Source organism: Pseudomonadaceae bacterium SI-3 (assembly GCA_004010935.1).
In the GTDB taxonomy this organism is placed as follows: Bacteria; Pseudomonadota; Gammaproteobacteria; order Pseudomonadales; family Pseudomonadaceae; genus Stutzerimonas.
Genome location: CP026511.1, coordinates 1,932,220 through 1,944,957, shown reverse-complemented (window position 1 = coordinate 1,944,957; position 12,738 = coordinate 1,932,220). Strand labels below are relative to the sequence as shown.

Sequence of the window (12,738 nt, the reverse complement as noted above, 5' to 3'; positions counted from 1 at the left end):
CGCGCCGGGTAACGAAGGGATAGTGATTGGTCACCGTTTCGTTACAAAGCACGGGTTTTGTAACAAGTGGAGAGTCGTCTGGTGCGGAGGGGCTTCATTCGGTCGTGCGCGGCAAACTCAAGGTTACGCGCAAACCACCGGCAGGCAGATTACGCAGGCTGACCTCACCACCATGCGCATGCGCGATGTTGCGCGCGATACCGAGGCCAAGCCCATAGCCGGGTTGTTTGGCAGCGAGACGAAAGTTGGGCTCGAATACCTGCTTCAGCCAGCCCTCAGGTACGCCAGGGCCTTCATCATCGACATGCAGCACGAAGGAGCCGTTGTCGTCTTCGATCAGCAGATGGGCGCGCTCGCCATACTTCAATGCATTATCCAGCAGGTTGCCTATGCAGCGTTTCAGTGCCAGCGGCTTGCCGGCATAGGGTGCGCGAGCCCGCCCCTGAACCGTGACGCGGCCATTGCCGCCGGGCGCCAGATACGGCTCGGTGACGCAATCGAGCAGAAGGTTGAGATCCAGCGGTTCGATGTTTTCGTGGATATCGGTGTCCTTTACGCATTGCAGCGCGCCTTTGACCAATAGCTCCAGCTCGTCCAGGTCGCGGCTGAATTTACGCTGCAAGGCTTCGTCCTCCAGCAGCTCCACACGCAACCGCAGCCGCGTGATCGGCGTGCGCAAATCATGCGAGATCGCACTGAACAGCTGGCTACGCTCGGTCAGGTAGCGCCCGATGCGCTCTCGCATGCTGTTGAATGCACGGCTGACCTCCACCACTTCGCTACCACCCGCCTCGGGCAGCAATTCAACCTCGCTGCCAAGAGACATCTCCCGCGCCGCTTGCGCCAGCTGCTTGAGCGGGCGGCTCTGCCAGTGCACCAGAATACCAATGAACAGCAGTAGGAAACTGCTGGTAAGAAAGATGAACCAGAGTTGCTGCCTGGGGATTCCCTCGTCTTCGAGGCTGACATAGGGCGCCGGCATCAGCGAGGCGAGATACAACCATTCGTTCGGCGCGATCTGGATCTGGGTGACCAGCACCGGCGGGTTCAGCGGTTCCAGGCTCAATGCGTAATGTGCCCAGGATCGCGGTAGCTCATCGAGCTTCAGGCCGCCGTTGAATATACGTAGATCGTCTGGACTGACGAAGCTCACCGACATGTCGACGTCCTTGCCGAGGCGTTCACGCAGCACCTCGTCGACCTCGGCCAGCACCGCCTGCTTACGCTCGGTCGGCGGCAGAATTTGCATCTCCAGGGGCTTGTCGTTCAGCGACACGAAAAAGCGTGTGCCACCCATGCTACGCAGCTGATCAAGCACCAACGGACGATAGCCCAACGGCAGGGAGCGAAAGTAGCTGACACTAGCCGACATCGAATGCGCCAGGCTACGCGCGCTGGTGAGCAACCCTTCCATCTGGCTTGCGCGAAGTTGCGAGACCCAGATGAAACTGGACAGCGCCTGCGCCATCAGCACCACCAGCAGCGTCAGGAACAGCATGCGGCCGAGCAGTGAGCGTGGAACAGGCAACCAGCGACGCTTAACCGAGCGCGTCATGATGCGGTGCGACCTGCGCGGCGAGCATATAACCACTGCCCCGTACGGTTCGAATCAATCGCGGGCATTTCCCGGTATCGCGTAACCGCTGGCGCAGGCGACTGACCGCCATGTCGACGATCCGCTCGAGGGGCATGACCTCTCGGCCGCGGGTAGCGTTGGCAATGGTGTCGCGGTCGAGAATCTGCTGGGGATGGTCGAGAAACAGCTTGAGCAACGCAAAGTCGGCGCCGGACAGCAGCACCTCTTCACCGTCCTGATGGAACAATCGGTGACTGACCATATCCAGCCGCCACTCGTCGAATGTCCGCACATCACTGCCACGCTCCTGGCCGAAGTTGACCCGACGCAACAGCGCCTTGATCCGCGCCAACAGCTCACGCGGACTGAAAGGCTTTCCGAGGTAATCGTCAGCGCCCAACTCCAGGCCGATCACTCGATCAGCCTCATCGGAGCTGGCCGTCAGCATGATGATAGGCATCTGTGCCAGCCGCTGGTGGCCCCTCACCCAGCGGCAGAGGCTGAAGCCGTCCTCGTCAGGCAGCATCACATCGAGAATGACCAAGTCCGCCGGGTCGTGGCTCATGGCCTCACGGAACTGCGCGCCGTCAGCAACGGTGCGCACCCGGAAGCCTGATCGACTGAGGTAGGCGTCTAGTAGCTCGCGGATTTCCTGATCATCGTCGACCAGCAGAATCGATCTTCCAACCTGGCTCACTGGCATCCATTCTCTTGTTATGTAGGTGTATCGAAGCGGGTCAGCCTCCGCTGGATGGGCCCTCCAGCAATTGCTGTAACGCTACGCCCGCGCCTTCCAGCCCTGGGTAGTCAGCGGTTACCACCCAGACCGGAATCTCGTCAAAATAACGGCTCATGCAGCCTTTGTCGCGAAAACTCTGGCTGAACCCGCTACGGATGAAGAACTCAACGAAGCGCGGCACGATTCCGCCGGCGATGTAGACACCGCCTCGCGAACCCGTAGTCAGTACGTTGTCGCCAGCGATCCGACCCAACCAGACGCAGAATTGTTCCAGCACCGATGACGCGTATGCGTCGCCGGTCAAAGCCGCCGCGGTGACTTCGGCGGGCGTGGCCAGGCTTGGCTGTTTTCCATCCAGTACGCAGCTGGTTCGATAGAGTTCCAGCAAGCCACCGCCACTCAGGATCGCCTCGGCATTCACGTGCCCGAACTTGTCGTGCAAACGCGCCCAAAGCGCAGCCTCACGCGAGGTGCCGATCGGCAGACAGACATGACCACCCTCCCCCGGCAGCGCCCGCCAGCCGCCGTCTGGCAAAGGCAGAAGCGTAGCGACGCCAAGGCCGGTGCCTGGGCCTATCACAAGGCGTGCTGCACCTGGCTCGGATCGACCCGGGCAGACTTCGATTAGCTCACCTTCGCGCAAGCGGGTCATACCCAATGCCATCGCGGTGAAATCGTTGACCAGCAGCAGGTCGCTCAGACCCAGGTCTTCACAGAAGGCTTTACGGCTCAAGCGCCAATGGTTGTTGGTGAACGCGAACTCATCGCCCGAGACCGGCCCGGCACAGGCGAGACAGACCGCCTGCAGCGCGTCAACGCTCTGCCCAGTGCCTTGCAGATAGGCACGAATCGCATCTTCCGGACGCGGATAGTCCACGGTGGGCAGCACACGCACCGACTCGATCTTCTGGTTTCGCCACAGTGCGAAGCGCGCATTGGTACCGCCGATATCGCCTACCAGTGCCGTCACTTGAGCGCCTCCAGCCCCTCGGTGAACACACTTGCGCCCTTTTCCGCCGGGCTGAAGGCCGCGCGTAGGAAGCCGAACAGCTCGCGCCCACAGCCGATGCCAAGATCGCTCGGGGCAGACACATCGTCACGGCTATCGAATTCAGCTTGATCAACCAGGATTCGCAGCTCACCGGTTTCGCCGTCGACTCGAATGATGTCCCCGTCGCGCACGCGGCACAGCGGGCCGCCATCCAACGCTTCCGGGCTGACGTGGATAGCGGCAGGGACCTTTCCTGACGCGCCTGACATACGACCGTCGGTTACCAGTGCGACCTTGTAGCCACGATCCTGCAGCACACCTAGAAATGGCGTCAGCTTGTGCAATTCGGGCATGCCGTTGGCCTTGGGACCCTGGAACCGCACAACCGCAACGAAGTCCTTCTCCAGCTCGCCATCCTTGAACGCCTGGGCCAGCTCGGCCTGGTCACTGAACACCCGCGCAGGCGCCTCCACGAAGCGATGTTCAGGCGCAACGGCCGAGATTTTCGTTACGCCGCGACCCAGATTGCCTTCCAGTACCCGTAAACCACCTTCAGGCGAGAACGCGCGCTCGACCGGGCGCAGGATGGCTTCGTCCAGGCTGTTGGTCGGCCCTTCACGCCAGACCAACTTGCCGTCTTCGAGGAAGGGTTCCTGAGTGTATTGGTTAAGCCCTTTACCCAAGACCGTATAGACGTCTTCGTGCAGCAAACCGGCCTCCAGCAACGTCCGCACCATGAACGGAACGCCACCGCAGGCATGAAAATGGTTAACGTCTGCCTGGCCGTTCGGGTAGACCTTGGCGAGCGTCGGCGTTACTGCGGAAATATCTGCCATGTCCTGCCAGGTCAGCTGAATTCCCGCGGCCTGTGCAAACGCCGGAATGTGCAAGGTGTGGTTGGTCGAGCCACCAGTAGCGTTTAGGGCCACGACCGAGTTGATGATCGATTTCTCATCGACGATCTTGCACAGCGGCACGTAGTTGCCCGACTGCGGCGTCAAGCGAGTCACCTGCCGCGCTGCTTCACGGGTGAGTTCGTCACGCAGCGGTGTATAGGGATTGACGAAGGACGATCCCGGCAGGTGAAGGCCCATGATCTCCATCACCACCTGGTTGGTATTGGCTGTGCCGTAAAAGGTGCAGGTGCCAGGGCTGTGGTAGGACAGCATTTCCGATTCCAGCAGCTCCTCGCGGCTGGCCTTGCCCTCTGCGTAGCGTTGGCGCACCTCCGCTTTCTGCTTGTTGGGGATGCCCGAGGTCATCGGGCCGCCGGGCACGAACACCGACGGCAGGTGACCGAAGCGCAGCGCGCCAATCATTAGGCCCGGGATGATCTTGTCGCAAATCCCGAGATAGAGCGCCCCGTCAAACATGTTGTGCGACAGCGCGACGGCGGTCGCCATGGCGATCACTTCGCGACTGGCTAGACTCAACTCCATCCCCGCCTCGCCCTGGGTTACGCCGTCGCACATCGCTGGCACGCCACCGGCGAACTGTCCGATCGAACCCACCTCCCGCAGGGCTTCTTTGATCAGGTCGGGGAAATACTGATACGGCTGATGCGCCGAGAGCATGTCGTTGTAGGCCGAGACGATGGCCACGTTGGCCTCATCCATCAATCGCAAACGCTGCTTGTCATCCGCCGAGCCACACCCGGCAACGCCATGAGCGAAGTTGGCGCATTGCAGCTTGCCGCGCTGGGGCCCGTCACTCGCCGCACCGGCCATTTGGGCCAGGTAACGCTGTCGGGTCGGCCGGCTGCGTTCGATCAATCGCTCGGTCACTTCTTGAATCCGCGGGTGCATGCCATCACTCCTGCTCATGAATCTGTAGTTTTACCAACAAAACAACATGGATTTGGGCTTGATTTCTATTTTGACAGGAATAATCTTGTAATTCCTACAACAAATTCCGCCCAGGACCTCTTATGACTATTCGCATCGCCATCAACGGCTTCGGCCGTATCGGACGCAACGTCCTTCGTGCTCTGTACAGCCAGAGCTATCGCGAGCATCTGCAGGTCGTGGCGATCAACGACCTCGGCAGCCCGGCGATGAACGCCCACCTGTTGCAGTTCGACAGCGTCCATGGCCATTTCGACGCAAAAGTCGAGGTGTCAGACGACCAGCTGTGGGTCAACGGCGACCCGATTGCCGTCACGGCGATCCGCAACCCTGCCGAGCTGCCGTGGCGCCAGCACAATGTCGATGTGGTCTTTGAGTGTACCGGGCTGTTCACCTCCCGTGAAAAAGCCAGCGCGCACCTTCAGGCCGGTGCTGGCAAGGTCATTATTTCTGCCCCGGCATCCGGCGTTGACGCCACCATCGTCTATGGCGTCAACCACGACACGCTGCGCCAATCGCACCAGATCATCTCCAACGCGTCATGCACGACCAATTGCCTGGCGCCGGTTGCACAGATCCTGTCACGCGAATACGGCATCGAACACGGCCTGATGACCACCATCCATGCCTACACCAATGACCAGAACCTCTCGGACGTCTATCACAGCGACCCGTTCCGGGCACGTTCGGCGACCCAGTCGATGATTCCGACCAAGACCGGCGCCGCCGAAGCGGTAGGCCTGGTGCTGCCGGAACTGGCCGGCAAGCTGACCGGCATGGCCGTGCGCGTTCCGGTGATCAACGTCTCGCTGGTCGACCTGACCCTGGAGTTGAGCCGCGAGACGACCGCCGAGGAAGTCAACGCATTGATGCTCGACGCCAGCCAGCAATCACCCATACTGGCCTGCAACTCGCTTCCCTTGGTCTCGTGCGACTTCAACCACAACCCGATGTCTTCGATCTTCGACACCAACCACACCAAGGTTAGCGGACGCTTGCTGAAAGTGATGGCCTGGTATGACAACGAGTGGGGTTTTTCCAATCGGATGCTCGATACTTGCCGCGCTCTTCACGAAGCGTCATAACGGCATCAGCCCATCCCAGCGACCAAGGAAGAACATGAACCGCATCGATTTCGTGAGCGCGACACTCCCGGCCCGTAAACGTATCGCACTGGTCGCGCACGATCACTGCAAGGAGCGCCTGCTGGATTGGGCAGATCGGCAAAAACCTCAGCTGGAGAAACATGAGCTGCTGGCGACCGGCACCACGGGACTACTGCTCGGGCGGCGGCTGGGGTTGCCGGTCGAGTGCATGATCAGCGGCCCGCTGGGCGGGGATCAGCAGATTGGCGCACGTATTGCTGAGCGCCGGATCGACATGTTGGTGTTCTTCTGGGACCCCTTCGAGCCACAACCCCATGACCCGGATGTAAAGGCGCTTCTCCGGGTCGCAGCAGTGTGGAACATTCCACTGGCAGCTAACGAAAGTAGCGCTGACTACCTGCTATCCAGCCCGCTGCTGGACCAGGCGCATACGCTGAGCATTCCGAACTACGCCAGTTACCTGGCAGACCGCCAAACAGCGGATCAGTAGTCGCGGCGGTCTTCGTCCGAAACGGGTTGATCCTCCTCACGCCCAGCTTCGTCACGCAGGTCGTCAAAATCGGTTTTCAAACCGGTTTCCATGCTATCCAGCTCGGCCAGAAGACTACGGAAACTGGTGTGTTCACGCGGCGCCTCTAGATCCTGCTCGAGATCGGCGCGAGCCTGCAGCGCCGCCGGCACCGGCGCGTCCTCAACATCGATTGGCTGGGGTTCGGGCTCCATCTCACGCAACACTGCCAGCGGCGGCAGCTCATCAAGGTTCTTCAAGTTGAAATGGTCGAGGAACTGCTTGGTGGTGGCGAACATGGCTGGCCGCCCTGGCACCTCGCGATGACCAACCACCCGCACCCACTCGCGCTCCAACAACGTCTTGACGATCTGGCTGTTGACCGCCACTCCGCGGATGTCCTCGATCTCGCCGCGCGTAATTGGCTGTCGATAGGCAATCAGAACCAGCGTCTCCAACAAAGCCCGTGAATAGCGCTGCGGCCGTTCCTCCCAGAGCCGGCCCACCCAAGGCGAAAAGCGCTCGCGCACCTGCAGGCGATAGCCACTGGCGACCTCTTTCAGCTCGAACGCTCGGCCTTTGCAGGATTTATCCAGCACCTCAAGGGCCTTGCGCAGCAAGGCTGGCGTCGGCCGCTCGATTTCGTCGAACAGCTCGGCCATTCGCTCAACCGACATCGGCTTGCCGGATGCCAGCAACAAGGCTTCGAGCAGTGATGCGAGATCCTTGGGATCGGATAGATTCACAGGCTTGGCTCCCCTGGCTCTTCCTGGTGTAACGAGGGCTCATCGCTGCGTGCCCTGACATGAATCGCCGCGAAGGGCTCGTTCTGCACCAGCTCCACTAACGACTCCTTGATCAGCTCAAGCACCGCCATGAAGGTGACCACCACACCCAGACGGCCCTCCTCAGCGGTGAACAGTGCGACGAAAGGGACAAAGCCCCCGCCCTTGAGACGTTCGAGCACATCGCTCATGCGCTCGCGAGTCGACAGCGTCTCACGCGTGACCTGATGGCTTTCGAACATGTCGGCACGTCGCAAGACCTCGGCCATGGAGATCAACAGCTCTTCCAGACTGACCTGGGGCAGCAGCTTGCGGGCCCGAGCTTCGGGCGCGTCGAGTTTCGGTACATGCAGGTCACGCCCCACCCGCGGGAGCTGGTCGAGATCTTCCGACGCCGCCTTGAACCGCTCGTATTCCTGCAGCCGGCGGATGAGCTCGGCGCGCGGGTCGAGTTCCTCTTCCTCCACCTCTGCTGAGCGCGGCAGCAACATGAGCGACTTGATCTCAGCCAGCATGGCCGCCATCACCAGATATTCGGCCGCCAGTTCAAGGCGCACGGCCTTCATCAACTCGACATACCCCATGTATTGGCGGGTAATTTCCGCGACTGGAATATCAAGAATGTCGATGTTCTGTTTGCGGATCAGATAGAGCAGCAAATCCAGCGGCCCCTCGAACGCCTCGAGGAATACCTCCAATGCATCTGGCGGGATATACAGATCCTGCGGCAGATTGTTGAAAGCCTCGCCGTAGACAAGCGCCAGCCGCAGCTGCTCGCCGGGCGCCTTGACGATCGCCTCGGCCTGGGTGTCCTGCATGCTCTCTCCGAAACGAACAAATAGTGGAAGCGGCAACTGCCTCAGCAGGCTGTACGCTGACCGATGGCTCTAGCGGTAATTCAGACCCATGGCCTGACGCACGACGACCAGCGTTTCGCGTGCTTCGTCACGGGCCTGCTCAGCGCCCTCAGCCAATATGCTGCGCACCAGATCCGGGTTCGACTCATAGTCATGGGCGCGCTCCTGCAGTGGTGCTAATTCGAGCTTGATCGCATCGATGAGTGGCGCCTTGCACTCGAGGCAGCCGATTCCAGCGGTGCGGCAGCCCTGCTCCGCCCACTGACAAACGTCTTCGGTCGAATGAGCCTGGTGCATCTGCCACACCGGGCAACGCGTCGGCTCACCCGGATCATGGCGGTGAACACGTGCCGGATCGGTCGGCATACGCTTGATCTTTTCTTCGATCTCGTCCGGCGTGTCGCGCAGAAAGATGGAATTGCTGGCGGACTTGGCCATCTTGCCACCATCGAGCCCCGACACCCTGGGAGAGTCGCTCAGCAGAGCCTGCGGCTCAGGCAACAGCAGCCTGCCGCTGCCCTCCAGATAGCCGAACAGGCGTTCCTGGTCGCCGATGGTAATGGTCTGCTGATCCTTTAGTAACGCACGGGCCGTGTTCAGCGCCTCGAGGTCGCCCTGCTCTTGGTAGCTCTTACGCAAGCTGGCGTACAGCTTGGAGCTTTTTTTGCCGAGCTTGCGTATTGCCGCTTCGGCCTTAACCGCGAAATCCTCTTCGCTGCCATACAGGTGATTGAAGCGCCTGGCGACGTCGCGAGCGAATTCGATATGCGGCAACTGATCGGCGCCAACCGGTACGACACCAGCGCGGTAAGCCAGGATATCGGCGGCCTGCAACAACGGATAACCGAGAAAACCGTAAGTGCCGAGGTCCTTATGTTCCGAATCGAGCTGCAGCTCCTTGTACGACGGCACGCGCTCCAGCCAGGCCAACGGGCAGATCATCGAAAGCAGCAGGTGCAACTCGGCATGTTCAGGTACCTGGGACTGGACAAATAAAGTGGCAGAACTCGGGCTGACGCCGGCTGCCAGCCAGTCGACCGCCATCTCATGGACGTTGCGGGCGACATCTGCACCCGCTGCGTAGTCGGTGGTCAGTGCGTGCCAGTCAACGATGCAGAAAAAGCACTGGTACTCGTGCTGCATCCTGACCCAGCTCTTCAGCACGCCGTGGTAGTGGCCAAGGTGGAGACGGCCATTAGGCCGCATTCCGGAGACTACACGTCGCTGCGAATCCATGGAGCTCAAAAGGGTTTCCTTCGTGGGTTTGAGAAAGACGACGGTTCAGCCGGCGAACGGTGCGGGATCGCCGCAGCCGACCCGCACAACTTCCGGGTCGCCATCCACCAGACTGATCACAGTCGACGCTTCGACGCCACCGTAACCGCCGTCAATGATCAGGTCTACCTGATGCTCCAGCGCATCCCGCATTTCGTAAGGATCGCTCATCGGCTCGGTCTCGCCGGGCAGTATCAGGCTGACGCTCATCAATGGCTCACCCAGCTCGGCGAGCAATGCCTGCGCAATCGGCTGGGCAGGCACGCGCAGGCCGATGGTACGGCGCTTTGGGTGCAACAGCATTCGCGGCACTTCCCGAGTAGCGCTGAGAATGATGGTGTATGGTCCTGGCAGATGCGTCTTGAGCAGACGGAAAGCAGCGGTATCGACCTTTGCGAACAATCCGAGCTGGGACAGGTCGCGACAGACCAGCGTGAAGTTATGCTTGTCGTCCAACTGACGCAGGCGACGAATGCGCTCGATGCCGGTCTTGTTTCCCATCGAGCAGCCCACAGCGTAAGAAGAGTCGGTGGGGTAAACCACCACGCCGCCGCTGCGAATGATCTCCACGGCCTGCTTAATTAGCCTGACCTGTGGATTTTCCGGGTGTATTTGAAAAAACTGGCTCATGAAAACTCCATGTTCAGCGGGCCATAGCCTCGCCGGGCTCATGATCGAAAGACCTCCATAGCGGCCTGAGGTCGTCAGGCAGGGCTCGATACATGCCCAACTCCGACCAGTCGCCCGGCGCGTGAAAATCGCTGCCGATACTGGCCATCAGGCCGAACTCACGGGCCAGAATCGACAATCCCCCGACCTGTTCCAACGGCTGCATGCCGTTAACCACTTCCAGCGCATGGCCACCAGCCTGGGCGAACTCACTCACCAGCCGGCGCCGTTTGCTGCGCGTGAAATCGTACTGCCAGGGATGCGCCAAACTGATCCAGGCACCAGCGTCCCGCAGCGTACTGACGGTTTGCTCAAGCGTCGGCCAATGCTGCTTCACATCACCCAACTTGCCCGAGCCGAGCCACTTGCGGAATGCCTCGGCACGGTCGCGAACATGACCGGCTCGCACCAGATAGTCTGCAAAATGCGGGCGCGCAGGAGCATTCTCACTGTCCCCCAGCTCTTGCTGGATTGCCCGCGCGCCTTCCAGCGCACCCGGCATGCCCTTGGCCTCCAGGCGCTGCGCGATCGTCTCGGCACGCTGCCAGCGACCGGCGTGCAAATCGGCAATGGCTTGCTGCAATGCAACTGCATCACGGCGAAACGCATAGCCAAGCACATGGATAGTGGCGCCGCTCCAGACACAGGACAGTTCGATGCCGTTGACCAGCCGGACGCCAAGCGAATCAGCCGTAGCGCGAGCATCATCGAGACCTTCGAGGGTATCGTGATCGGTCAGAGCAAGCAGCTCGATTCCACGCGCATGGGCGCGCTGCACCAGTACATCAGGCGCGAGCACACCGTCAGAGGCGGTGCTGTGGCAATGCAGATCAACAATCATTCGGGACAGATTCTCCAGGGGGCTTGGCAGCTCACAGCGTGTGACCGCCAGCGCCAGCGCTCGTGCCGTCGTCCAGTTTGCCAAAGCTTGCGCAATGTCGTGGAAACGGCAGGCGGACAGCGTTCCGCCAAAAGCGCGGTTTGTTATTATGCCGGGCACATCTGCCCTCTGGCGCGCCTCGTGAAACAAATCATCGACTTCGTTCCGCTACTGCTGTTCTTCATCACGTACAAAATCGAGCCTACAACGGTCGAGATCGCCGGCTTCAGCCTTGGTGTGGGTGGCATTTTCAGCGCAACGGCCGTTCTGATCGCCAGCTCCGTCGTGATCTACGGCGTCTTGTTCGTCCATCAGCGCGGGCTTGAAAAAAACCAGTGGCTCACGTTGGCGGCTTGCCTGCTATTCGGCGGTTTGACGCTGGCGCTGCATAGCGAAACGATCCTGAAGTGGAAAGCGCCCGTTCTTAACTGGCTATTTGCCCTGGCGTTCTTTGCCAGCCACTTTTTTGGTGACAGGCCGCTGATTCAGCGAATGATGGGCCACGCGGTCCGGTTGCCGGCGGCGCAGTGGTCGCAGCTCAATGTCGCCTGGATTCTGTTCTTTCTCGTCTGCGGCTTCGCCAATCTTTTCGTTGCATTCGTCTATCCCGCGATCTGGGTAGACTTCAAGGTCTTTGGCAGCCTTGGTCTGACGCTACTGTTCATGGCTGGCCAGGCACTTTATCTGGTGCGCCACATGCAACCCGAACCTGAAGAATCATAGGAGTTCACCATGCTCTACGCCATCATCGCTACCGATGTACCCGACTCATTGCAGGACCGCCTGGCTGCGCGCCCCGCTCACCTGGCGCGTCTCGACCAGCTCAAAAGCGAAGGCCGGCTCGTGCTGGCTGGCCCGCACCCGGCGGTGGACAGCAACGATCCGGGCGCAGCCGGCTTTACCGGCAGCCTGGTTGTCGCCGAGTTCGATTCGCTGATCGCGGCTGAACAATGGGCTGCGGCCGATCCATACAAAGCGGCGGGCGTTTATGGTGATGTCGTCGTCAAACCTTTCAAACAGGTCTACCCCTGAGTCGATCTGCTGACTCCAGGTCGTCGTTTCGTCATGGCCACTTAGAGACAAAACCGTTGAGGAAAAAGGAGTTCCGATGCGCCAAGGTCCGCTGTCCCTGCTGCTTGTTCTAGGTCTTGCAACACCCTTGCTGCAGGCTCAAGAAGCCCCCATCGATCCGCCCGCCGAACGGCAGGTCGAGCTGGAGCACCGACTGAGTGAAAATCTACAGCAACGAGAGGCGCTCAAGGAAAACCTCGACGCGGCCGCCAGTGCGGCGGGCCAGGCCCAGCTGTTGAGACTGCGCCAGGAAAACCAGCGCCTGCGTTTGCAACTTGAACAGGAGCAAGCGCAGAAGCAGCTGCAGCCACCGCTGCTTAACGACCAGCAACAATGGTTCGCGGTCGGGGGCGGGGTTGGCGTGCTGGGCTTTCTGCTTGGCGTCCTGACCACGCGGGGCCGCCGTCGCCGGCAATGGCTGAACTGAATCGACACGA

14 protein-coding genes are annotated in these 12,738 nt (G+C 60.6%); 5 read left to right on the top strand and 9 right to left on the bottom strand.

Annotated features, from left to right (window positions below; all coding sequences use genetic code 11):
- Nucleotides 1-94 precede the first annotated feature (94 nt).
- From C1896_09340 to C1896_09325, 4 genes are read right to left on the bottom strand one after another with little or no spacing between them, the layout of a single operon-like run.
- Nucleotides 95-1,555, bottom strand: a complete 1,461-nt coding sequence (locus tag C1896_09340) for a two-component sensor histidine kinase (protein AZZ45096.1) — start codon at nucleotides 1,553-1,555, stop codon at nucleotides 95-97.
- Nucleotides 1,539-2,273 carry a DNA-binding response regulator gene (locus C1896_09335; protein ID AZZ47594.1) on the bottom strand — a complete coding sequence of 245 codons (735 nt, stop codon included), beginning with the start codon at nucleotides 2,271-2,273 and terminating at the stop codon, nucleotides 1,539-1,541. The genes C1896_09340 and C1896_09335 overlap by 17 nt, the downstream gene beginning before the upstream one ends.
- 40 nt (nucleotides 2,274-2,313) lie before the next feature.
- Entirely contained in the window at nucleotides 2,314-3,285 is a 972-nt protein-coding gene (locus tag C1896_09330) for a glucokinase (GenBank protein AZZ45095.1), read from the bottom strand.
- Nucleotides 3,282-5,111 (bottom strand): phosphogluconate dehydratase, encoded by a 1,830-nt coding sequence (locus C1896_09325; protein ID AZZ45094.1) that lies wholly within the window; start codon nucleotides 5,109-5,111, stop codon nucleotides 3,282-3,284. Before C1896_09325 ends, C1896_09330 begins: the two co-directional genes overlap by 4 nt.
- A gap of 122 nt (nucleotides 5,112-5,233) precedes the next feature.
- On the opposite strand from C1896_09325, the gene gap reads away from it, so the two are divergent.
- Nucleotides 5,234-6,235: a type I glyceraldehyde-3-phosphate dehydrogenase gene (gap, locus tag C1896_09320; GenBank protein AZZ45093.1), complete on the top strand. Its 1,002-nt coding sequence runs from the start codon at nucleotides 5,234-5,236 to the stop codon at nucleotides 6,233-6,235.
- A gap of 34 nt (nucleotides 6,236-6,269) precedes the next feature.
- Entirely contained in the window at nucleotides 6,270-6,746 is a 477-nt protein-coding gene (locus C1896_09315) for a methylglyoxal synthase (protein AZZ45092.1), read from the top strand.
- On the opposite strand, the gene scpB is transcribed toward C1896_09315, so the two are convergent.
- The 5 genes from scpB to C1896_09290 form a co-directional block, all read right to left on the bottom strand.
- On the bottom strand, nucleotides 6,740-7,510 hold the full coding sequence (scpB, locus tag C1896_09310) for an SMC-Scp complex subunit ScpB (GenBank protein AZZ45091.1): 771 nt from the start codon (nucleotides 7,508-7,510) through the stop codon (nucleotides 6,740-6,742). The genes C1896_09315 and scpB overlap by 7 nt on opposite strands.
- Complete coding sequence (locus C1896_09305; GenBank protein AZZ45090.1) at nucleotides 7,507-8,367, bottom strand: segregation/condensation protein A; 861 nt, start codon at nucleotides 8,365-8,367, stop codon at nucleotides 7,507-7,509. The genes scpB and C1896_09305 overlap by 4 nt, the downstream gene beginning before the upstream one ends.
- 69 nt (nucleotides 8,368-8,436) lie before the next feature.
- Entirely contained in the window at nucleotides 8,437-9,642 is a 1,206-nt protein-coding gene (locus tag C1896_09300) for a tryptophan--tRNA ligase (protein ID AZZ45089.1), read from the bottom strand.
- A 45-nt stretch (nucleotides 9,643-9,687) separates the two neighbouring features.
- Complete coding sequence (locus C1896_09295) at nucleotides 9,688-10,311, bottom strand: threonylcarbamoyl-AMP synthase (protein ID AZZ45088.1); 624 nt, start codon at nucleotides 10,309-10,311, stop codon at nucleotides 9,688-9,690.
- A gap of 13 nt (nucleotides 10,312-10,324) precedes the next feature.
- Nucleotides 10,325-11,191 (bottom strand): PHP domain-containing protein, encoded by an 867-nt coding sequence (locus C1896_09290; protein AZZ45087.1) that lies wholly within the window; start codon nucleotides 11,189-11,191, stop codon nucleotides 10,325-10,327.
- 180 nt (nucleotides 11,192-11,371) lie between these two features.
- Between C1896_09290 and ispZ the strand changes: the two genes are divergently transcribed.
- The 3 genes from ispZ (at nucleotide 11,372) to C1896_09275 (ending at nucleotide 12,728) form a co-directional block, all read left to right on the top strand.
- On the top strand, nucleotides 11,372-11,953 hold the full coding sequence (gene ispZ / locus C1896_09285) for a septation protein IspZ (protein ID AZZ47593.1): 582 nt from the start codon (nucleotides 11,372-11,374) through the stop codon (nucleotides 11,951-11,953).
- Between the two features lie 9 nt (nucleotides 11,954-11,962).
- Nucleotides 11,963-12,262: a hypothetical protein gene (locus C1896_09280; protein ID AZZ45086.1), complete on the top strand. Its 300-nt coding sequence runs from the start codon at nucleotides 11,963-11,965 to the stop codon at nucleotides 12,260-12,262.
- Between the two features lie 76 nt (nucleotides 12,263-12,338).
- Nucleotides 12,339-12,728: a hypothetical protein gene (locus C1896_09275; GenBank protein ID AZZ45085.1), complete on the top strand. Its 390-nt coding sequence runs from the start codon at nucleotides 12,339-12,341 to the stop codon at nucleotides 12,726-12,728.
- Nucleotides 12,729-12,738: the final 10 nt, after the last annotated feature.